15 protein-coding genes are annotated in these 23,150 nt (G+C 32.7%); 11 read left to right on the top strand and 4 right to left on the bottom strand.

The window, feature by feature from the left end; all coding sequences use genetic code 11:
• Window positions 1–10 precede the first annotated feature (10 nt).
• A complete protein-coding gene (locus B8T70_RS07795) occupies window positions 11–1,153 on the bottom strand; it encodes a multidrug effflux MFS transporter (RefSeq protein ID WP_086894516.1) in 1,143 nt (380 codons plus the stop codon).
• A 101-nt stretch (window positions 1,154–1,254) separates the two neighbouring features.
• Here B8T70_RS07795 and B8T70_RS07790 point away from each other — a divergent pair, with 101 nt between their 5' ends.
• The 8 genes from B8T70_RS07790 (at window position 1,255) to B8T70_RS07755 (ending at window position 14,915) form a co-directional block, all read left to right on the top strand.
• Window positions 1,255–2,022 (top strand): helix-turn-helix transcriptional regulator, encoded by a 768-nt coding sequence (locus B8T70_RS07790; RefSeq protein WP_086894515.1) that lies wholly within the window; start codon window positions 1,255–1,257, stop codon window positions 2,020–2,022.
• A gap of 398 nt (window positions 2,023–2,420) precedes the next feature.
• Window positions 2,421–3,404 (top strand): AraC family transcriptional regulator, encoded by a 984-nt coding sequence (locus tag B8T70_RS07785; RefSeq protein WP_086894514.1) that lies wholly within the window; start codon window positions 2,421–2,423, stop codon window positions 3,402–3,404.
• Window positions 3,404–4,408 carry a helix-turn-helix domain-containing protein gene (locus B8T70_RS07780; protein WP_039114248.1) on the top strand — a complete coding sequence of 335 codons (1,005 nt, stop codon included), beginning with the start codon at window positions 3,404–3,406 and terminating at the stop codon, window positions 4,406–4,408. The genes B8T70_RS07785 and B8T70_RS07780 overlap by 1 nt, the downstream gene beginning before the upstream one ends.
• Before the next feature lie 175 nt (window positions 4,409–4,583).
• Window positions 4,584–5,507: a type IX secretion system membrane protein PorP/SprF gene (locus B8T70_RS07775; protein WP_086894513.1), complete on the top strand. Its 924-nt coding sequence runs from the start codon at window positions 4,584–4,586 to the stop codon at window positions 5,505–5,507.
• 30 nt (window positions 5,508–5,537) lie between these two features.
• Window positions 5,538–7,481, top strand: coding sequence for an OmpA family protein (locus tag B8T70_RS07770; RefSeq protein ID WP_086894512.1), 1,944 nt, complete (start codon window positions 5,538–5,540; stop codon window positions 7,479–7,481).
• A 35-nt stretch (window positions 7,482–7,516) separates the two neighbouring features.
• Window positions 7,517–13,144 carry a gliding motility-associated C-terminal domain-containing protein gene (locus B8T70_RS07765; RefSeq protein WP_086894511.1) on the top strand — a complete coding sequence of 1,876 codons (5,628 nt, stop codon included), beginning with the start codon at window positions 7,517–7,519 and terminating at the stop codon, window positions 13,142–13,144.
• 161 nt (window positions 13,145–13,305) lie between these two features.
• A complete protein-coding gene (locus tag B8T70_RS07760; RefSeq protein ID WP_039120067.1) occupies window positions 13,306–13,650 on the top strand; it encodes a hypothetical protein in 345 nt (114 codons plus the stop codon).
• Between the two features lie 29 nt (window positions 13,651–13,679).
• Window positions 13,680–14,915 carry a PAS domain-containing sensor histidine kinase gene (locus B8T70_RS07755; RefSeq protein WP_052250177.1) on the top strand — a complete coding sequence of 412 codons (1,236 nt, stop codon included), beginning with the start codon at window positions 13,680–13,682 and terminating at the stop codon, window positions 14,913–14,915.
• Between the two features lie 729 nt (window positions 14,916–15,644).
• On the opposite strand, the gene pip is transcribed toward B8T70_RS07755, so the two are convergent.
• From pip to B8T70_RS07740, 3 genes are read right to left on the bottom strand one after another with little or no spacing between them, the layout of a single operon-like run.
• Entirely contained in the window at window positions 15,645–16,562 is a 918-nt protein-coding gene (gene pip / locus B8T70_RS07750) for a prolyl aminopeptidase (RefSeq protein WP_086894510.1), read from the bottom strand.
• A gap of 7 nt (window positions 16,563–16,569) precedes the next feature.
• Window positions 16,570–17,067 (bottom strand): GNAT family N-acetyltransferase, encoded by a 498-nt coding sequence (locus B8T70_RS07745; RefSeq protein WP_086894509.1) that lies wholly within the window; start codon window positions 17,065–17,067, stop codon window positions 16,570–16,572.
• Window positions 17,068–17,090: 23 nt separating this feature from the next.
• On the bottom strand, window positions 17,091–18,260 hold the full coding sequence (locus tag B8T70_RS07740) for a thioredoxin family protein (RefSeq protein ID WP_086894508.1): 1,170 nt from the start codon (window positions 18,258–18,260) through the stop codon (window positions 17,091–17,093).
• Between the two features lie 135 nt (window positions 18,261–18,395).
• Here B8T70_RS07740 and menD point away from each other — a divergent pair, with 135 nt between their 5' ends.
• The 3 genes from menD (at window position 18,396) to B8T70_RS07725 (ending at window position 23,132) form a co-directional block, all read left to right on the top strand.
• Window positions 18,396–20,057 carry a 2-succinyl-5-enolpyruvyl-6-hydroxy-3-cyclohexene-1-carboxylic-acid synthase gene (menD, locus tag B8T70_RS07735; protein WP_086894507.1) on the top strand — a complete coding sequence of 554 codons (1,662 nt, stop codon included), beginning with the start codon at window positions 18,396–18,398 and terminating at the stop codon, window positions 20,055–20,057.
• 102 nt (window positions 20,058–20,159) lie between these two features.
• Complete coding sequence (locus B8T70_RS07730; RefSeq protein WP_086894506.1) at window positions 20,160–20,501, top strand: DUF2853 family protein; 342 nt, start codon at window positions 20,160–20,162, stop codon at window positions 20,499–20,501.
• Window positions 20,502–21,998: 1,497 nt separating this feature from the next.
• Entirely contained in the window at window positions 21,999–23,132 is a 1,134-nt protein-coding gene (locus B8T70_RS07725) for a triacylglycerol lipase (protein WP_123912084.1), read from the top strand.
• Window positions 23,133–23,150 lie beyond the last annotated feature (18 nt).

The raw sequence follows: 23,150 nt of genomic DNA, 5'->3' as shown, positions 1-23,150 counted from the left end.
GGGTAAAAGTCTATTTATTTAAGTGATTTAGATTCTTATTTTTAATCGCAAACAAAATAGAAAGTAAGGATAATGTGATGAGTATTAAACCAAAATTTTGAACTAATCCAGAAATAGCCAACCCAATTCCTATTAGAACATAATACATTAGCCCAAATAAAGCACCTGCAGTACCTGCAACATCTCTGTATTTAATTAGAGCCTGACTTAATATATTTGGAATTGCCAGACCATATGCTACGATAATTAGCATCATAGGTATTAAAAAGTATAAACTTTGTTGTAATAATAGAACTCCTAAACTTCCTAAAGATGCAATTATTGTCGCAATTAGAATTAGACGATCAGCAGAAATGTTATTATGAATCAGTTTTTTATTTATCATACTACCTATAAAAGAGCTTATCGCTAAGATAATCCCACTATATCCAAACTGAGTTGAATTGTATCCTAATTTTTCAAAGATAAATGGAGCAAGCGAATAATAGCTAAATAACATTATGTTAAAGGCACTAACTAAAAAGGTGTTTAACCAAATAGATTTATCATTAAGTAACTTAATCAGGGTTGTTTTGAAGTTAAGCTTGTTTACTGAATCATTTTTTGTTTCAGGAAGAAATTTAAAGGACATCAAGCTCAATATAAAAGCTAGTAGCAGGAGAATTGAAAAAACTCCAATATGTCCATATTTTTCAGCAGCTATTCCTCCAGTTATAAGCCCAATGACAGGACTAATGGAAAGTGCGATTCCCACTATCGAAAATACTTTCCCAAGTTCTTTTTTATCATAAATATCTCTGAGGATAGTTTGTGTTACTACAGAACCAACTGCTGCTCCAAAAGCCGATATTATTCTGGCAATTAGGATTATATTAAAATTGCTGGCTAATATGGCAAGAATTGACCCAATTGTGTAGATGATTAAACCAGAAAGCATAGACTTCCGCCTTCCAATTTTATCAGATAGGATGCCCCAAAATACAACTCCAAGTGCAAAAGCGATAAAATATATTGATATGGTTTGGGACGCTTCTTTATTACTAACATCAAATTGCTCGACTATACTTGGTAGCGCAGGGCTATAAATTGTCTCTACAAATTGAGGAAACATTATTAAAACAATCAATATAGTTATAGTTGGTTTCTTTTTCATTGTGGTTCAATTGTAATTATTTTTTATTTTTAGCAAAAGTATCTTTATGATTTAGTATCTTATTAACGACATTAAGACTAAAAACATCAAAATAAGGACAAATGGCATTTATTTTAAAAGACAGTTATTTTAATCCTGATGATTTAGAGGTATCAGTTATTGGTATTGCATCAGATTTTACTAATCATGATTCGGGGTTGCATCAACATGAAAAGGCACAATTTTTATATGCTCCAAGTGGTTGTATTACAGTTATTAGTGAAAACAAAAAAAGTATTTTGCCTCCCACTATGGGAGTATGGCTTCCTGCAAATTTTCCACATAGGGTCATTACTCGAAATGTTGTGGCTTATCGCTCTATATATTTTGATACCGTTTTGTTTCCGGAAGTACCTGTAGGATTAACAATTTTGAATGTAAATAATTTATTAAAAGAGATAATAGAAAAAATCTCTTTTTGGGAATGGGATATGCCTTTTGATTTGCAAAAAAATGTATTATCGGTTTTTTGGGAAGAGTTTTATAGTGCAGCAAAAGAAAACCTAACATTAATAGTTCCTCAGGATTTAAGAATTAAACCATTTGTAGAACATTGGAATCTAGGAGAATCGTTACCACCTTTTTTAAAAAAATTAGCCATAGATGCTCTTGTAAGCGAAAAAACAGTAAGTCGTATCTTTTTAAAAGAGACTGGCATGTCATATCAGGAATGGAGGCAACAATGGCGGCTTCAAAAAGCAATTGAATTATTGGCAGAAGGTAAAAATGTTGGTGAAACGGCTTATGCTCTCGAATTTTCAAGTGATAGCGCTTTTATCGAATTCTTCAAAAAATATTTAAGAGCAACACCAATGAAGTATTTTCAATAACCTTAATTTAATAATTTCGGGTATCAATAAAGTTTATTCTTCATGAATAAGAGGTGTTGTATCAGGTCATTACTTTAAGAGCTCTTGTTTTAAGGGCTCTTTTTTTATTGTAATACTTGTATGAATAATTTTTATATTTACGTAGTGCATTTAAAAAATGTCTTAATCTGATATTTTTTAAACATATTGAGCCGAAAATATTGTTTCATTTTGCAGTCTGGTTTTTTAGAAATAGAAGATAAATAACCAGATTAAGTAGTATTGACTCTATCATTGCCCCGCGATAGTTGATTAATAAAATACAATCCATTAGATTTTTCATTTAAATATGGAGGTTTTTTGAAATTAAATTAACGCAAAACCAACTTTGTTTTGTAAAAGGCTTAAGTAAAAAATTCATGAAGAAAATCACACATCATTACGGGGTAGAGTTGGACTGGGTAGAGCCCCTGGCAAATCAACTTGAAGGAAAGGTTGATGGTAATTTTATTGTGGTACCAGATCATATTCATACAGGTTATAGGTATTTTTTAAGTTGTGACTTTGGAATCTCAGCACTTTATCTGGATGTTTTGTATCATTCAGACATTCATTACAGGCAAGAGAATAAAACAGATGATTTTATTGGTGTTTATTATAATCTTACCGAAGGAGAAGCTGTTTTTGTATCAAATGGTTTATCGAGTCCTATTGGCAGGTGGAATTATAATTTAGCTTTTGTAGACAGTAGCTTATATCATGATTACTTTGTTAAATCAGGTAGTCAGGTGCTTTCGCTTTGTATTTTTATAAAAAAAGAAGTGATAAAAGGGTATTTTAAAAACAACCCTTCTATAAAAGATCATGCAGATGATATTTTTAATCCAGAGCTTAATACAATAGTTAAATTAACAAGGATGACTAATGAAAGTTATAATCTTTTGATGAATTTAAAGGCTCAGAAGCCTGAGGATGGATCTTTTGAGCTACACTTAAGAGGTACGGTACAAAATCTTCTGGCAGAATATATAGAAAAAATGATTCTGGATGAGATTGTAGTCGACACTGTCAATGAGATTGATTTGGGGAGTATCATAAAATCACAAGCCTATTTAATCGAAAACTTAAATTACACCTTTCCAAGTATCAATTTCTTGGCACAAGAGGCAAATATGTCCGAATCAAAGTATAAAAGCCTATTCAAGAAGATTACAGGAATGACTCCTAATTCTTTTTTCTTAACCAATAAACTCTTAGAAGCCAAACGACTTTTACATGAAAAACAATTAACGATAGCTCAAGTTTCACATGAATTAAATTTTACCAACAATTCTTATTTTACTGCTAAGTTCAAGGAATTATTCGGAATGTCTCCAAAGGATTTTATTAAACAACTGCAATAATGATCGAAATTAGTCACACTTATACTTTAACATCAGTATGGCAAAAACAACTTGTAAAACAACTTATTGAGCAACTTGGAGCAGAGTTAATAGATGATAAATTCTTGCAGATGCCTAAAAAAGTTGGAGATGGAGGTTTTTACTATACCGAGGTTGTTCCTGGACTATCTGTTGTAATTTGGGATTTAATATTTAAAGAAACTATTCTTATAAGAAAACTTAAATCCGATGAGGCTTTATATATAATTCATTATGATTTTAGCGATGAGATGAATCTGATTCATATTCAGGGGATAAAACATAAAATAGGATATAAAGCAAATTTAGGTTTAGGAGTATTTGATAATGCTATCGATAAGGTTTTTCAACCTGTTGTGGGAGAAAGGGTTTTTGCGATGCGATTATTGGTTGCTAAGGATTTATTAAAATTTTCGGTTGTAAACGGAGCTATAAAAGATGTTAATAAGCGTAAAATAAAAAGCGGAAAAAACACACTTTTTTTTTATGATCATATAGATAGTGAAAGCAAGGTCATTATGCACGCTATTAAAAGTAAATCCTTTCTGGATCCTGCTTTTGAAATATATTTACGAGGAGTAGCGCTTAGATTACTGGCAACATTTATCGATCGGTATTCTAATCTTGCACCCATGCTTCATCATATACCAGAAAGAGAGGCGGAAATTTTGAATACTACCAAAGATTATTTGTTGGATAATTTATATACAGGGTTTGTTGGAGTTGAATTTTTGGCTGATATGGCAGGAATGTCAGTTTCAAAATATATGTCTTTGTTTAAAAAAATGTTTATTAGTCCCCCGAATAATTTCTTTGTAAGAGAAAAAATGATTCTAGCCAGTGAACTTCTTAAAAGTGGCAAGTTTGATTCATTGCTGGATATTTCTCAAGAACTAAATTATACCAAGCTAAGTTATTTTACTTCAAAATATGCTCAGCAATTTGGAAGAAAGCCTTCTGAAGATTTTGTTAAAGCCTCTTATTAAATCTTTTTATTCGACTCTGTTTTACTACTTCTTTTTATTTAATAAATAATTCGCATTTATTTGGTATTTAGATGCTTGTTGTTTGCTTAATATTCAAAGTATGTCTTATTCTGTTACTTTTTAAACATATTGTGTCAAAAAGTTTGTGTCATTTTGCATTCTAAATTATTTAGTAATGGGAAATAAAAGAATAAGGCTAATACTAGTAGCACTATTGGTATATAGTGCTGCTTGGGCGCAGCAAGATTCGCAATACACACAATACATGTACAATACAACAAGTATAAATCCTGCTTATGCGGGTTCACGTGGCGTAATGAGTATTTTTGGTTTGCATAGGAATCAGTGGGTTGGGTTAGATGGCGCTCCGCTTACCAATGTCCTATCTTTTAATACGCCTATTAACAATAGTAATGTTGGTTTAGGAATATCGGTTATCAATGATCAAATAGGACCAATGACTGAGAATGACATTGCGGCCGATTTCTCTTATACAATCAATACTTCGGTTAACTATAAATTATCTTTTGGGTTAAAAGCTACGGCAGGTTTACTTAATGTCGATTACACCAAACTAAATATTTATGATCCTTTAGATCCCAATTTTCAAGATAATATCGATAATAAGTTTTCTCCAAATATTGGAGCAGGAGTTTATTTACACTCAGATAAATTTTATGTTGGATTATCGATTCCTAAAATATTAGAGAATAGTTATTTTGATAAAAGTGCTTATAGTTATGTTGCCAAAGAGCGCATAAACTATTATTTAATGGCAGGATATGTTTTCGATTTAGACTACAATTTAAAATTCAAACCCTCCTTATTGACAAAAATGGTTGATGGAGCTCCTTTACAAGTAGATATATCGGCTAATTTTTTATTCGATGATAAATTCACCGCTGGAGTTGCTTATCGCTGGAGTGCAGCTTTAAGTGCAATGGTAGGTTTTCAGGTATCTGATGGTTTGTTGATTGGCTATGCTTATGATGCCGAAACAACCAGGTTGGCAAATTACAACTCAGGTTCACATGAGATTTTTCTACGGTTTGAGCTTTTTAAAAATTATACCAGAATCGTTTCTCCTCGATTCTTTTAAGATCCAATTTATTACAAAATAGAACTACATATGAAACTAAAATTACTATTTATATTTCTGTTCAGTATCAGTATCAGTATTGCTTTTGCTCAAAAGAGAGAAGTTAAAACAGCAGATAAAAACTATGATCAATTTGCTTATATCGATGCTATAAAGGTTTACGAAAATATAGCCGGAAAAGGATATAAATCGACGGACTTATTTCAGAAATTAGGAAATGCATATTATTTCAATGGTGAATTGGCCAAAGCCGAAAAATGGTACACAGCACTTTTTGATTTAAAAGAAACCGTACCAACAAAGTATTACTATCGTTATGCACAAAGTTTAAAAGCGATAGGAGATTATAAAAAAGCTGATGCAATACTGGATCAATTCAGCCTGAAATCTGGTCAGGATAGCAGAGCTCAATTGTATAATAAGCAAAAGGACTTTCTGGAAGTGATTAAGAAAAACTCAGGGAGATATACTGTAGAGAATGCAGGAATCAACTCGGAATACTCGGATTATGGAACTAGTTTTCTAGGTAATCAACTGGTTTTTACTTCGGCAAGAGATACAATGGGATTTATAAAGCGCAGAGATAAATGGACAAATCAATCGTTTACCAATTTATATACTGCAATTATTGATGATAATGGACATCTAAGTACTCCGAAACGATTTTCGGAAGTAATAACCACTCATGTAAACGAGTCAACTCCGGTATTTACCAAAGATGGGAAAACGATGTATTTTACCCGAAATAATTTCTTGGACGGGAAGAATCAAAAAAGCAAAGACAAAACGATTCTTTTAAAAATATACAGAGCAGTTTTAAAAGATAATAAATGGATTAATGTTGTCGAATTACCTTTTAACTCCAATGAATATAGTGTAGCACATCCTGCGCTTAGTCCAGATGAGAAAACACTTTACTTTGCTTCGAATATGCCCGAAACCAAAGGAGATTCGGATATATTTAAAGTAGCAATTAATGCTGATGGAAGTTTTGGAACCCCAGAAAATTTAGGAGATAAAATTAATACTGAAGGAAAAGAAACATTCCCTTTTATTTCGGAGGCAAATGAATTGTATTTTGCTTCAAATGGGCATCCTGGATTAGGCGGACTGGATATTTTTGTATCACCATTAGAAAAAAACAATACCTACCAAAGAGTATTTAATATTGGGGCACCAGTAAATAGCAGTAATGATGATTTTGCTTTTTGGATTAATTCACAATCCAAACAGGGATTTTTCTCGACAAATAGAGAAGGCACTCTGGGTTATGATGATATCTTCAAACTAAAAGAGAAACTTCCCTTAACCTATAATTGTGACCAAGAACTTGTAGGTATTATTACCGATGATGTTGCAGGAACGCCTTTGGCTAATGTACAAGTACAATTATTCGACTCGAAATTTAATTTATTAAAAGAGGTTTATTCCAATGATAAAGGAGTATATACTCATGAAGTTGTATGCGAAGAAAATTATTATGTACGTGTTTTACAGAAAGACTACGAAACAAAAGAAGTTAATGTTACGACTTCTCAAATTACAGGAAAAACACAACAAGATTTTGCTTTAAGTAAAAATGTAAAAACAATTACTACTGGAGATGATTTAGCAAAAGTTTTTGGGATCTCTAATATTCATTTCGAATTGGATAAATCAAATATTAATCCAATTGCAGAGCATGATCTAGCCAAGATTATAGCTGTTATGAATGAATACCCAATGATGAAAGTTGACATTCGTTCTCATACAGACAGCCGCGCAAGTATAGCTTACAACCAAAAGCTATCAGAAAAAAGAGCACAGGCTACGATGAAATACATGATTAAAAATGGGATTGATAAAAGCCGATTAACGGCAAAAGGATATGGAGAATCACAATTGATAAATGGTTGTAATGATGGCGTATCGTGTACAGAAGAGCAACATCTAGCCAATAGGCGTAGTGAGTTTATTATAAATATGGGTAAATAGAAATTATTTAGTTCAAAGAATTACAATATAAAAATATGAAGAATATAAAATTACTAATATTGCTTTTGGGTTTTCTGCCATTAGTAGGAGGAGCTCAAGTACTTGATTTTACGACAGTGAGTACACCAGCCTTTTGTGTAAACGATGGTTCGATTACAGTAACGGCGACTAATGCAGTTGGAAGAGTACAATATGAACTGGTAGATTATAAAGTAACCCGATCAGTAATTGGTACTCCCCAAGATGATCCTGTTTTTTTAAATTTGGCACCAGGTACTTATACTGTAGGAGTATATGATGACAACAATGCATCGACTCCAATAACCAAAGAGGTTATTGTACCAGATTATGGATCAGGAAGGACATTAACAATAAATAATATTTATTCTAACCGATTGGCTTATTGTGCTACGGATACAAATCCTGGGTCAAGATTAACAGTTGTTCCCAATGGAGGTGCTGTTCCTTATACAATAACAATATTAGATACTAATGATGTAATAGTAAGAGAAGAAATTTCATATAGTAGTTATAATTTTCAAGGTATGCCTGCTGGTACTTATAAAATAAGAGTAAAAGACAATTGCGGGACAATTGTAAACAGTAATAGTCCTTATGTTATTGCCCCAAATATTGTTTATAATTTTACTGTTACTACGCCTACATACTGGTATTGGGACAATAATGTTAAAGTTGCTCATGGTGGTGCAGGAACAATATGTGACCCTGTTACCGATGCTTATTATGATTTTAGTTATTCTGGTGGGATTCCTGTAATTACAGGTAATGATGTGTTTCCTATTTCGCAAGCACCAGGAATGACAAGAATGTATGCTGTAGAATATGATGGTGTAAAAACGCCTTATATGACTTATAATGAGCTTATAGCTTATAAGCAACCTTTGCCATTGGATATAAATGCGTGGAAATCTATGACTTTATGGGTTTCTATTTGCGGAATAGAAAAATCGACTATTTATAACCTGCCATCTCGTAAAAATGAATTTTTGCCTAAGCTTATCGCAAATGCGGGATTAACATTTTACTTAGCCGATGATAAAGCAAGTACGCTTTGTACCCCAACAGGTTTAGTCACATTATCAAGATTATCATTACTTTCGGGTTTTTGTGATCCACTTACTTTAACCATTACTGAAAAAAATGGAGTAGTACCTCCAAAACAATACACTATAACAGCAGCAAACCAAAATGATTTTGAAGCACAGTTAGCGATAGGAAATACTTATACTTTTAAACTTACAGATATTAATGGAAGTGAATTAAACAGACTTTCTTTTGTAAACGTAACAAGAGGGCAATGGATAAACATGAATTCAAGAACAGAAGTGTTTATAGATCCAGCTAATTTTCGTTACTATAATCAAGATGAATTACCGCTTGAATTGGCTAGTATGGCCGATTTTAAAAACTTTGGTAAGAGTCAGCTTGGTATTAAATTAGATTATTATATACCAATGCCTTATACTATAGCAGTTACAGGTCCCAATGGCTTTTATCTAGAGAAAACGGTTAACACGATGAGCTATAGTGGTACATTGATTAGTGATAATCTGGAAGTGGGCAATTATTCTGTTCATATTACTTCGGTAACAGGATGTTATGACAGGACTTTTACAACTACGTTAGATAGAGTAATAGATAATATTTCGGTTACTTCAACCATTACACCAGATCCTGTATCTTGTGATCGTTATATAAAAACATTTAATTATAAAATTAGTAATCAGGGATTATTAAGACCTTATCCCAGTACGAGTTTTGAATCTATGTTCAATGTTCCCCAAATAGGTTTTAAAGTAATTGATGGTCCAGCAGGTTATACTGAAACTAATGCAATAGTAAATAGTAGTTATAGTTGGCCAATGTCTTTCCGCGAAACTGTAACAGCAGCTTTTCGAGGCGATATTACAGGATTTTATAAAATAAACCTGGTCGATTATTATACTCCAACAAATGTGTATGGAGGACCTTGGGAACTTGATGTAAAATCAGAATTTCCTGTGTTTGACATGAATGGATCAGGAGGAGTAATTTGTACTGGATCTACAACGGGGACACTAAGTGTTGTGTTGAAAAATGCAACATCGCCAATGTATTACTTAAAAAAGTCTACAGATACCGATTATCCTGTTGTAGGGCAAAGTTCCTCTGATTTTCCTAATCTTACCGCAGGTGATTATATGGTAAAAGTAGAAACGGCTTGTTATCCAACAGCATTGGAAGCTTCTTTTAAAATGGATTATGTTAGTAATTTAGGGCATGTTATTACGGGAACCAATGTTTTATGTGATACAGATACATTGAATTTATCAGTTAAATCAATAGGTCCGATAACTAGTGCCGAATGGAGGCTGCCAGATGGAACTACTCAAACTTCTAATACTTTGGTACTTGATAATCCTCAATCTGGAGAATATTCGGTAAATATTATTACTCGTTCTGGATGTATTGTAACAGATAAGATAGAGGTAAAAGTTAAGAGAAGAGCTACTGCAACCGCTATTACAGGACTTAGTCAGACAATTTGCGAAGGAATGGGGGCTGATATGCTTGTTTTATCCAGCGTTGCTAATCCAGTATTTACTTGGTATAGTGATGCTGCCTTGACAGATGTAATTGCTACAGGCGAAAATTATGGCGTTACTCCAACTATTACAACAACATATTATGTTACCGTACAAGGAGATGATGTTTGTGAAAATTTACCCGGCACAGCCAAAGAGATAGTTATAACAGTAAAGCCAACACCAGCAATACCAACGGGAGATGCCGTGCAAAAATTTTGTACAGCCACTACAGTAGGTAACATTGTAACTAATGAAACAGGCGTAATTTGGTACACTGTAGCAACAGGAGGTATTGCAATACCAAACAATACATCTTTAATAAATGGAAGAACATATTATGGGGAGTTACAATCGGGTATTTGTGCTAGTCTCTCTCGATTAGCTGTAACAGTTACAATAAATCGATTAGCTGTTGCTGCCGATATTAGTATTCTCGACCAAACGATATGCCCAGGTATAGGTATTACGTTGCCTCCTTACACAACAATAAGTAATCCTATTTTTACTTGGTATGATGATGAAACGCTAACAAATCCAATAGGTACCTCGCCAATATGGTTAGAACCTCTTGTAACAACAACTTATTATATAACTGTAAAAGGAGATGGTGTTTGTGAAAATTTGCCGGGTACAGCTAAACCGTTTACTATTATTGTAAATCCACATCCTGACACACCTATTGGAGATACCAATCAATCCTTTTGTGAAGCAGCTACAGTTGCCGATTTAGTAGTATCGGGGATTAATGTCGAATGGTATGATAGTCCAGAGTTTGGTAGGTTTGTTACGCCGAATACTCCTTTGGTTAATGGAACAACTTATTACGCAGCTTCACATGTTTACCCACTTTGTGAAAGCGAAATTCGTCTTGCAGTAACGGCAACAATTTATCCTGCTTTGGTTGTAACGCCACCAGTTCCACAAATATCAGGCAATCAATGTATTTTTCCAGATATTAATTTTGATAGTAATGATCCCGGGACTTTATATGTTTGGAGTGTTGATGATTGGAGTATAGGTTTAGAAGATAATTGGATTTCAAGCCCTAATATACCCTCTTTTAAAGCAATTAATAGTGGAACAAAGCCAGTAACAGCAACAGTAACGGTCCATCCAATTGGGACTGTTTGCGGAACGGGGTCTTTTACATTTACCATTACTGTAAATCCAGATATAATCTTGACTAAACCAGTTGATAAAGAGATTTGTACCAATAATATAATTTCAGAAATTGTTTTTGATAGTAATATAGCAGGAACTACTTATAGTTGGACAAATGATAATCCTAGAATTGGTTTAGCTGCTGTTGGTACAGGAAATATACCTGCTTTTACAGCGATTAATACTAGTGATTCTACAGAAATTGCTACAATTACAGTAATACCTACAGCTGCTGGCTGCACAGGTATTCCAGTTGTATTTACTATTAAGGTAAATCCTGAAGGAGTAATAGATAAAATAGGAAACCAGAAAATTTGTGTAGGAGAAACAGCAGTATTAATAGCAAGTAGTTCTACTGTTATCAATCCAGTATTTACTTGGTACAGAGATGCAGCTTTGACAGATGTTTTAGGCGTTGGAGCTAGTTTTACTACTCCTGTATTAACAGCTGATAAAATTTATTATGTAACAGTTAAAGGTGATAATGCATGTGAAGCGAATGCTGGTATGCCAGTGATGGTAACTGTTAACGAAATACTACCTCCAACTGGAGATGTTACTCAGGAATTTTGTTTAGCATCTAACGCTGCAGTTTCAGATTTAGTTACTAATGAAAACAATGTCATTTGGTATGATGCTCCAATTGCAGGGAATATAATTCCGACAGGAACAGCATTAATAAATGGAACTATTTATTACGGATCCTTAACCGTTGGAACGTGTGAAAGTGCCACACGTTTAGCCGTAACGGCAATAATTAATGATGCAAAAGCACCAACAGGAGATGCTAACCAAGAATTCTGTTTAAATGAAAAAGCTACAGTTGGCGATTTAGTTACTAATGAAAATAATGTCATTTGGTATGATGCTCCAATTGCAGGGAATATAATTTCGACTAAAAGAGCATTAAATCATGGAGCAATTTATTATGGTTCGTTAAGAGTTGGAGCTTGTGAAAACGTAGTACGTTTAGCTGTAACAGCTATTATTAAAACCGATTTACCAGGAGAAACTATCGGTTGGAATACTACAGCATGTATAGGCGATGAGGTAACCTACAGAACAACAGCAGCGATGTCCGATTATAATTGGATTGTTGCAGGAGGTGTAATTAAGTCAGGAGGACAATTAAATGATGATTTCGTGACTGTTACATGGACAGCAGCAGGAAATGGTTCAATCGGAGTAGAGTTTATCAATGTTTCTAATTGTACCCCGATTGTTACGATACATTTTCCAGTAACAATAGCGGTTTGTTCAGATATAGCAATAGGAAAAGTGGTAAACAATCCAACACCAACAATTGGAGAAAACGTAATATTTACAATAACAACAACCAATATTGGAACAGGTGATTTTAAAAACGTAAGCATCGACGAAATGTTACCATCGGGGTATAGTTACGTAATGGCAACAACTACTTCAGGCAATTATAATAGTGTCAATGGTGTTTGGAATCTTCCAGTTTTAGCTGCGGGAACAACCGAAACATTAACGCTAACAGCCAAAGTACTGGATACAGGAGATTATCTTAATGTAGCTTATTTAAAGGATTCAACACCTACAGATCCTAATCCAGATAATAACCGTGCAGAAGCAGCAGTTGTTCCTACAGGTGTAGTGATCTATAATGCAGTTTCTGCCAATGGAGATGGATTAAATGATTATTTTAAAATAGAAGGGCTGCAGCATTATCCAGACAATACCGTAGAGATTTATAATCGCTGGGGAGTAAAGATTTATGAAGCTAATGGATACGGATTAAACAATAATGTATTCCGTGGTATATCTGAAGGAAGATCAACGGTTAAAAATGGAGATATCGTACCAGCTGGAACGTATTTTTATATTCTGCGTTATAAAACAAATACAGAATCAAGAATTGAAAAAAGCGGGTATTTATATATTAATTAAGCCCAGCAATAAGATTAGATTATAAAACAAAAATTGTTCAATAAATGATTTTGAACAGTTTTTGTTTCTCAATTTGTATTGATAAGGAATGATACAAATCAATACTATAAGAATATAATAACAGTTTTGGGTTTTGCTCAGAGCTAAATTATAAGGAAACGATGAAGAAAAAAAGAGGATTGGTATATGATAGTCAGAAATGTTTTTCGAGATTCTTAAAATATGAATTCAAAGAACATTTTGCATTCGATGTATATAAAAATTTTAAAAACTTCGATGGAGAAGTAGAAGAATATGCCGTAATGCTATTTGTGGTTTATTCGGATAAAGAGTTAATAGATTTAATGCAAATACATAGAAGAGGAGTTCCATTGATAGTTTCGACCCTAAATGAAGAAATGAAATTAAAACTAGAAAAAATAGAGGATATACTATTATTTGATCCAACCAAAGTTAAATCAGAAATGAGAGCCGAATTAAAGTTCTATCTAAATATAGTTGCATAAAAGGGGTTATAATAAAGTAAAAAACAAGTATGCCGTTAATCTTTGATAAAGTTAAATACAGAAATACTAATTTATATAAAATAAAGCTAGATAAGCTAAAAGCTATATACCTATTTATAGATAAGTTTTTATCTAAAAGAATCCCCAAAGCAATTGCTTTAAGAAAACAAAAAGCAAAATTTAAACTATCAGAAGAGCATTTTCAATTTGCATTAGAAGCGTCCTCCATAGGAGTTTGGGACTGGGATATAAGAACAAATACCGTTTTTTATTCGTCGCAATCAATGAAAATACTTGACTTAAAATTGACAGATACTTTTGATAACTCACAACGTTGGGATAAAATAGTCCATCCAGATGATTTAGAAAAATATTATGCAACCATTCAAAAACACTTTGATAAAAAAATACCCTTTTACGAAAATTACCATCGAATAATAACTTCAGATGGAGAGTATAAATGGATTCTGGACAAAGGTAAAGTTATAGAACGGGATATAAACGGGAGACCATTAAGAGTTATAGGAACGCATATTGATATCTCTTCCCAAAAAGAGAAAGAATTAGAATTAAAAAATAAGATAGAATTATACCGCAAGCAAAAACATCGCTTGTTGAATTTCTCATATATCGTTTCACATAATTTAAACACCCATATAAGTAATATTAAATTGCTTTTGGATATTAATGAATTAAAAGGAAATAAAAACGATATCGAAACTTTAATGAATCTGCGAACAGTTTCTAATGACTTAAACGACACATTAACCGATTTATCTCAGATAGTTAATATTCAGAATAACCTAAACATAGTGGTTAAGCCATTAGATATAAATTTTTATTTCATGAAAGTTTTGTCTTTAATTAATGGATACAATCATAAAAACAAAGTAGCTATAGAAAACAATATTCCCGTAGGAACTGTTGTTAATTTTAATCCGGCCTATTTAGAAAGTGTGTTGTTGAATTTTTTTACAAATGCAATTAGATATGCACATCCCAATCGTTTTCCGATAATTAAATTAAACTTCTTTATAGAAAACGAAAAAAAAACGCTGACCATAGCCGATAACGGTTTAGGAATTGATCTGGATAAATACGGGGATTTATTATTTGGAATGTATAAAACATTTCATAGACATAAAGACGGACAAGGATTAGGTTTATATATTGCAAAAAATCAAATCGAAGCTATGAAAGGGCAAGTAAGTGTAAGTAGTAAAGTAGGTGAAGGAGCAACTTTTAAAATTGTATTTAATGATTGATTCTTCAGAGATAAAAATATAAATGTAGTAAGATGAGTATTATTATAAAACCAATAGTAGATCACGAAAAATATATGGTAAATGAACATTTAGTCTATAGAGACAGGCTCTGGAACTGGTCCTGCAAAGATGATTTGTCAAACAAAGAACTTCAAGCTTTCAAACTCTATGAAAAATTGATTATAAAGAATTCAAGAATAAAAAAACATATTAAAGCAGTATATAACATCAATAATGTAAAAAATAGGTCCTAATTGAACAGTTTGATACTAATTCAAACGAACTCTTTTTAAATGAATGAATTAGTAAAAATTGGTGCAAAAAATTAACCGCAAAGACCACAATCCCGACGTTCAATGTTATTAAGTTAAGGGAAAATAGAGAAAAATGATTGATGATTTTTGATTAACGTCCCGAAGCGTCGGGATTGATTTCAGATGAATGAAACCTAAGAAAAATCGACAATCTTACTATTTACAAACACCGTACCTTCAATCTGAAATTTCTTAACTTAATGACATTGAGTGTCAGGACGAGAGAAAATCCGTTTTTATCTGTGTTTTCGCTTTAGCGAATCTGTGTCATCCGCGTTCCCTTATAGACAATTTTTGTCGAGAATACAATTAACCATGACTGGCTAAAAAAGAGCTTAACTTAATGATATTGCGCTTCGGGATATGCAAAGGTCACAAAGTTTATAATTAGTAAAAATTAGTGGCTAACTTCTTTTTAGTTGTTTAAAAATGTAATAATTCTATTTTCAATTGCAGGTTCGGTGTCAGAATGTCCCGCATTTTCAATATATAAAACAGAATTATTTAATTTTTCATGTAGTTCCTGAGCATATTCAATTGGGCAAATTACATCGTTTTCTCCATGAATTATAGTTATTGGTATACTATCTAGCTTATCCACATTTTTAGTAATATAGCCTTCTTCAATAAAACAATTATTACCAAGATAGTGTGCTTCTAATATTGAAAGAGAATGATAGGGAATTTGTTTTACAATAGCATCAATTTCCTTATCTGATAATTCTTGTTTAAAAATAGATATTTCGTAGAATGCCCATTCGTAACAATAGAATTCCTTGTTTTCGGCTGTTCCGTTTAACATCTGTGATAGATAATATTCAGATATTTTTTGTCTAGAGTTTACGGGGACATTATTTTCAAACCGATTCCATTCTTTTGGGTACTTATCTTTGATACCGCCATTAGTAAAATGGTCAATTGATTTTTTATCTCCCAGAAAAACAGCTCTAAGCAATAGACTTTTAGTTTTTTCAGGATTCTTAATGGCATATACAAGACTTAAAGTTGTTCCCCATGAACCTCCAAAAATGTTGATTTTATCAATATTCAGATGATTTAAAAGTGCATTGATATCATCAACTAAATGTTGAGTGTTATTTTCTTCTATACAGCCAAAAGGTTCACTTTTAGAAGAGCCCCTTTGGTCAAAAAAAATCACTTTATGTTTTTTAAAATCAAAGAAACGCTTGTCATTTTCAGAAAAACCAGCACCAGGCCCTCCGTGAACAAATAGGTACGGAATTCCATTTATATTTCCGCAAACCTCATAATATATTTTATGAAGTTTACTGACCTCAAGAAAACCTTTTTCGATAGTGTAGTTTTGTTCCAATAGATTTCTATTTAAGAATCAATTGCATGAAAACCAAATCCAGCCAATGGTCAAATTTATATCCAACTTCACGAATAGTTCCAGTTGCTACAAATCCGAACTTCTCATGAAAAGTAATACTTCCTGCATTGTCGGCATCAATTGCACCAATCATAACGTGATATCCCTGTTCCTTGGCAAGCCGAATTAATTCAGTCAATAATTTAGAACCAATACCTTTGCCAATAGTGTTTTCTGTAACGTACACAGAATGCTCTACGGTGTATTGATAGCCAATTTTTTCTCTAAACGGACCATAACTACCAAAACCAATAACTTCACCGTCTAGCTCGGCTACAATAACAGGCAGGTTTTTAGCATTCTTATCTTCAAACCATTTTTGCTGAACATCAATAGTCTGAATTTCATAGCTATAATTAGCCGTAGTATGTAAAATAGAATAGTTAACAATATCAAGAATTTTTTCTAAATCCTCAGAGGTGGCTTGTCGAAGTGTAGCAGACATATTGAGTTGTATTATTTGTAGTTTTATTTAAGTTCTGCTAGTAAAGCATCGGCATCTTTAGAGTCCCAATCCATTTCCTTGCAAATAGCTTTTGCTTTCTTAGCATATACCAAAGCCGATTTTTTGTCTTTAATTTTAATATAAAGGCGGGATAATAGTAAATTCCCATCATAAGAATCATTTAGTTCTAACGAACGTTTTACCCATTCTATTGATTTTTTAAGACTTTCGACATCAGTAATGTTTTTTAAGTATACTTCACCGATTTCTTTTAAGATACTCGGAGTATTCCACACATATTTTTGAGTTCCATCTAAAGTTGTTTTCTTATAATATCCCCAATTAGTGCTTCTTTCTGCAATGGTTAAATCATAAGAAAAAATAAGAGAATCAGTTTTTTGAAGCTTAATCGTCTTAGCAATTTCCCTTTGTTTGTAGTAATTAGTAGTATCCAGGCTTTCAGTATAAGGACGAAGTAATTCGGTAACGATATTAATTATTTTTTTTTCTACACGATCAGCAGAAGCAACAGTTCCGAACTCTTTTTGGTGTTGTAATACATATTGAAATTCATGCGATTGTATATCGCTCACACCATTGGCAATAATGCGCCAGTTCATTTCGGTAAGCAATTGAGCGTCTGATTGTGTGGCAAGATAAGTATGAGTAGCTTTAGATAAATCGACTCTTTCACGGCCTTTTCTTAACGTATTTAAATAAGCCAAACATTTATTAGCATTACTTGGATCAGCCATAAAAACAGACTCCAAATAAGGCAATTGCATTTTTGGATTTAAGGCATTTTTAATTTCGTTTAAAAATTCAGGAGTTTTTATTTCACCTTTCAAATTATATAAAACAGTTTCATTAGCATCAACAATCAAAAAACTAGGTAGTGATTTAGTGTCAAACTTCGTTTTTAGAGCAAGACCTTCTTCTTTATCAATATCTTTCCAGACACAAATATAATTATCCTTTAAAAAAGCCATTACCGTAGCGTCCTGAAAAGTGCTATTCTTCATTGCATTACAATGCGGACACCAAGTAGCATAAAGCATAATAAAAACAGGTTTATTTTCTTGTTTAGCCTTAACCAATGCATCTTTATAAGTAATATCATCGTGAACAAATTGTTTTTGAGCATTTCCGGTATGAATAAAAAGGATAAGTAAGGATAGATAAATAAAACGCATGATTCTACTGTTTTTAGTAAAGATAATAGTTACAAATATATTTCCTTTTTCTATAATTAGATGGTAATATATTGTTATTTATACCCTAAATCATTTCTGAACTTACTAACTTTGTACTTTATAATTTCCAAGAAAATGATTTACCCCAAAATACCTCTTGCTCAGAGTATCATTCAGATTTGTTTAGAAAAAGGAATCACCAACATAATTATATCTCCAGGATCACGAAATGCACCTTTAACCATAGGATTTGTTAATAATCCGGCTTTTCAGTGCTATAGTATAGCCGACGAAAGATGTGCTGCATTTTTTGCATTAGGAATCGCACAACAAACCGGGCAGCCAACAGCTTTAGTATGTACTTCGGGTTCAGCATTATTAAATTATTATCCCGCTTTTGCAGAAGCGTTTTATAGCCAGATTCCACTTATTGTAATCTCAGCAGACCGTCCGCAAAGCAAGATAGATATTGGCGATGGGCAAACCATTCGTCAGGAAAACGTGTATATAAATCATTCCATATACAATGCTAATTTACACGAAGATGTTTCGCTCGAAAACGATAAGAAAATAAACGAAGCAATAGATACAGCCAGAGCTCAAAAAGGACCAGTACATATTAATGCACCATTTGAAGAGCCATTGTATGAAACCGTTTCAGAACTTACCGTAAACCCAATAATAAACACTTACGTAAAAGAAAACCAGCCAGAAACAATTGGAGATTTAGCCGATATGGTTGCTGCTTGGAACAAATCGACTCGTAAGATGATACTTGTGGGAGTAAACGAGCCAGACACAATTAATAAAGAAATAATCGAAGGATTGGCTAATGATAAATCAGTAGTAGTTTTAACCGAAACAACGTCTAATTTACATCATCCGAGTTTTATTAATAGTATCGATACATTAATTACACCATTTACAGCAATCGATTTTGAAGATTTTCAGCCTGAAATTCTGATAACTTTTGGAGGAATGATCGTTTCTAAACGTATAAAGGCGTTTTTACGAAAGTACAAACCAAAACAACATTGGCATATAGATACATTAAGAGCTTATGATACATTTGGAGCTTTATCAAAGCATATAAAAACAAACCCAAATGATTTCTTTCAAGCCTTTTTATCACAAACAAAATCTATAGAGAGCGATTACTTCTCAAGAATTAATAAAATAAATGATTTAAGAAAAGTAAGAGCAAAGGAATATTTAAGTAAAATTCCGTTTTCGGACTTTAAAGTATTCGAAAAAGTAATAGAATCATTGCCTAAGGATAGTCAGTTACAAATAAGTAACAGTTCAGCCATTCGATATGCACAATTAATAGACATCGATTCATCTATTAGTGTATTCTGTAATCGTGGTACAAGTGGTATCGATGGTAGTACATCGACAGCCATAGGAGCTGCAGTTGGCAATTCTAAACCAGTAGTTTTTATTACAGGAGATATTAGTTTCTTGTACGATAGTAACGCTTTATGGAACAGTTATATCCCTAAAAAATTTAAGATTATAATCATAAATAATGGAGGAGGAGGAATCTTCCGTATTTTGCCAGGACATCAGGAACAACCAGTGTTTAATACCTTTTTTGAAACTTCACATCATTTAACCGCCGAGCATCTGGCAGGAATGTTTAAGATGAATTACATAAAAGCAGACAATGAAAGTTCGTTACAATCAGGACTAGAAACATTGTATAATGTAAATGAGGCACCAGCTATTTTAGAAATCTTTACACCAACAGTCGAAAACGATAAAATATTACTTCAGTTTTTCAAAGAGTTATTGTAAGTTTAATTTTCATAAAAATTACTTAAAATAAAGGCTTGTATAGAATAAATGCTTAAATTTGAGAATATAAACTAGTATTAATCAAATATTAAAATTTTATTTATGAGCGCAAGAGACGAATTAATTGTAAAGTATGCTGCTGACTTAAAAGATAAATGCGGCGTAACTCCGAATATGGATTTATTGACAAAAGTAACCATCGGTTGTGGGCCGTCAATATATAACGCAGATGCAGCTACAGTTGCAGGAACTCAAAAATCGGAATTAGATACTGTAAAGAATAATTTTTTAATCAAAAAATTAGGCTTGCCAGATGGTCCCGCTTTAGATGCAGGAATTGATGCAGTATTAGAAAAATACGGGCGCTCAAACAAGAATAAATACAGAGCAGTAGTATACTACTTATTAACGCTACACTTTAAAAAAGAAAGTGTTTATAAATAGTATTTAAACTTCCAAATATAGAAAGCTGTCCGTAAAGTAATTTCGGGCAGTTTTTTGTTTTTGGTTTGATTTTTCCTATATCTAGGTACTAAAAATCAATGATTATGCAGCCAGTTTTTAAACTACATTCGGTTTATCAGCAAGATTTTTTTCCATTGAATTTAAATGATCTGATCCCAGAGAATTATTTTATCCGATTAATAGATTAGTATTGTTGAACAGTTAGAAATTTCAGACATTATTTCATAGTTTAAAGGCGGGCGGGGGTAAAATTCAGCTATCATCCTAAAATGATATTGAAAATACTTTTTCACGGGTAGCATTACTTTTATGCGCATGAAAGAAGATCATTTGCGCAACGGACAATTAAAAACGGGTTATAATGTTCAGATTTTTACAGAAAATCTAATCATTACATATTCCTCAACCAACCATACTTCTACTGATTTTACCACACTAAATATTTTAGTCCTTTGCGTGGGCAATGTTTTAAAGCGCAGGTCAATAGTAGGATAGAAATAAAATACAATCTTAAGATAAAAGACTTAAATTCAATGTAATATGGGATTCAGAAAGTGTGTTGGCAAGGGGAAATTATAGTAAAAGATGTATTGAACCAGAACTGATTTTTGGAAACATCAAGTAAAACAAAGGATTTAAAAGATTTACACTTACCAAAACAGCCAAAGTAAATATTGAATTTGGTCTGATTGCTATTGCTCATAACTTTTCTAAAAGGGTAGCAAAAACCCGTTTGGGCAATTTCAACCTCATTTTTGACCTCGTAGAAGTCTTAGGCGAGTTTATAGAAGACTATTTTAGCCAAATTTAAATTTTCAAGAAACATTCTGTAAATCAAATGATATTTAAACCACAAGAGGTTGTCTTTTTAGACAACCTCTTTTTTATTATACAAATCGGAGTTATAATAAAAAAACAGAATCTTAAAATAAGCTTTAACAAGATCTTACGAATTAATTATAGTGCTTTTAAAGAATAATTTCGGAATGTCTAATATATAAAAATACGTAAAGGTTTTTTAATCAGATAAATAATTCACCTTATTTTAATATTCTTTTGCCTTTTAGAGGTTAAATAATTTTTTTTTAGTGCATATTTTTATTAAATAATTTTTGAACGCATACAGTAAATATTATGCAAACCATAAAATTTTGACATATTTTTTAACTCAGTTTAATATTATCCGTCGTAGGAAGTCTTTAGAAACTATTGCTACTATTATAGACAAATATTGATTGTGAATAAAGATCAAAAAATACATGCAATATATAAGAAGTGATGTTGAAAAAGATATTATTTAACTTTCCGATTGTACTTAAAACCATTATTATGAAAAAAAAGATTTATTTACCTGTAGCAGTATTTATTATTGCTATTGTTTTATTTACAGGTTGCAGTAAGAATGATTCTTCTGACGATAGTGAAAATCTCAATGTTAAACAAAATGATTATCCCATTGTACTCGTACATGGCTTTATGGGGTGGGGCAGAGATGAAATGAATGGATATCATTATTGGGGTGGCAAGGGCGATATCCAAGAGTATCTTAAGTCACAAGGTTATGAAACTTATACTGCATCTGTAGGTCCTTTATCCAGTAATTGGGACAGAGCTATTGAGCTTTATTATTATATCAAAGGAGGTCAGGTTGATTATGGTGCAGTACATTCGGCAAAATATGGGCATGCCCGATATGGTAAGTTTTACGAGGGATTGTATCCTAACTGGGATGGTAAAAGTAAAATACACTTGATAGGACATAGTATGGGAGGTCCTACTCCTCGCTTTCTGATCCAGTTATTAGAGAATGGAGATCCGCAAGAAATGGCTTTTGTGCCTAAAACAAATGATGAAGCGCCTACTTCGGATTTGTTTAAAGGTGGTAAAAAAGGCTGGGTAAACAGCTTTACTTCTATTTGCGGATGCCATAACGGTACTATCACCGCCGATGATGGTAATATATTACCATTTAGCCAACTAAAAGACTTTCTATACGAAGTGGCAGTAGTGGCAGGAGTATCAACTTCCGAAAACTTTTATGACTTCAATCTCCAACAATGGGGTATTGAAAAGAAACAAGGACAAAGTTTTGATGATTATTGGGAGCAGGTAATAAAAAGCAGGCTATGGACAACTACCGATAACAGTAGTTATGATTTGACTATTACTGCTTCTCGTGAACAAAATGCCTATTGCAGCATATCGCCAAATGTATATTATCAAACCTATACATTGGATGCCACAGTTCCAGGCTTAGGAAATAGCGACATAAGACTACCTCAGGAAAGTATGAATCCAATGCTAAAAATAACCGCAGCAAGAATGGGTATGACAGATAGGGATCTACCTTTGGGCTACATGGAATGGCGTTATAACGATGGGGCCATCCAAAAAGCCAGTGCTATGTATCCTATAGGTCAACCTTACCAAGACGCAAATACGGCTAAAAATGCTAGCGGGAGAAGTAAAGGTATATGGTATGTAAATCCAATTATTTCAGGTGGTCCGGACCATTTAAGTATAGTAATGCCAGATAAAACAATTTCTATTGATTACCTGAATGACTTTTATTTGAATATCGCAAAAACAGTGCGTCAATATCCTAAATAATAATGTGCATTTTGTTAA

Source organism: Flavobacterium sp. AJR, from assembly GCF_002156885.1.
GTDB lineage: Bacteria > Bacteroidota > Bacteroidia > Flavobacteriales > Flavobacteriaceae > Flavobacterium.
The sequence above is the reverse complement of the archived record's forward strand: the minus strand, read 5'-3'. Positions and strand labels throughout refer to the sequence as shown.

Coding starts and splice junctions, on each gene's coding strand:
- B8T70_RS07795 (WP_086894516.1), bottom strand. CDS start 1,153: ATGAAAAAGAAACCAACTATAACTATATTGATTGTTTTAATAATGTTT.
- B8T70_RS07790 (WP_086894515.1), top strand. CDS start 1,255: ATGGCATTTATTTTAAAAGACAGTTATTTTAATCCTGATGATTTAGAG.
- B8T70_RS07785 (WP_086894514.1), top strand. CDS start 2,421: ATGAAGAAAATCACACATCATTACGGGGTAGAGTTGGACTGGGTAGAG.
- B8T70_RS07780 (WP_039114248.1), top strand. CDS start 3,404: ATGATCGAAATTAGTCACACTTATACTTTAACATCAGTATGGCAAAAA.
- B8T70_RS07775 (WP_086894513.1), top strand. CDS start 4,584: ATGGGAAATAAAAGAATAAGGCTAATACTAGTAGCACTATTGGTATAT.
- B8T70_RS07770 (WP_086894512.1), top strand. CDS start 5,538: ATGAAACTAAAATTACTATTTATATTTCTGTTCAGTATCAGTATCAGT.
- B8T70_RS07765 (WP_086894511.1), top strand. CDS start 7,517: ATGAAGAATATAAAATTACTAATATTGCTTTTGGGTTTTCTGCCATTA.
- B8T70_RS07760 (WP_039120067.1), top strand. CDS start 13,306: ATGAAGAAAAAAAGAGGATTGGTATATGATAGTCAGAAATGTTTTTCG.
- B8T70_RS07755 (WP_052250177.1), top strand. CDS start 13,680: ATGCCGTTAATCTTTGATAAAGTTAAATACAGAAATACTAATTTATAT.
- B8T70_RS07745 (WP_086894509.1), bottom strand. CDS start 17,067: ATGTCTGCTACACTTCGACAAGCCACCTCTGAGGATTTAGAAAAAATT.
- B8T70_RS07740 (WP_086894508.1), bottom strand. CDS start 18,260: ATGCGTTTTATTTATCTATCCTTACTTATCCTTTTTATTCATACCGGA.
- menD (WP_086894507.1), top strand. CDS start 18,396: ATGATTTACCCCAAAATACCTCTTGCTCAGAGTATCATTCAGATTTGT.
- B8T70_RS07730 (WP_086894506.1), top strand. CDS start 20,160: ATGAGCGCAAGAGACGAATTAATTGTAAAGTATGCTGCTGACTTAAAA.
- B8T70_RS07725 (WP_123912084.1), top strand. CDS start 21,999: ATGGGGTGGGGCAGAGATGAAATGAATGGATATCATTATTGGGGTGGC.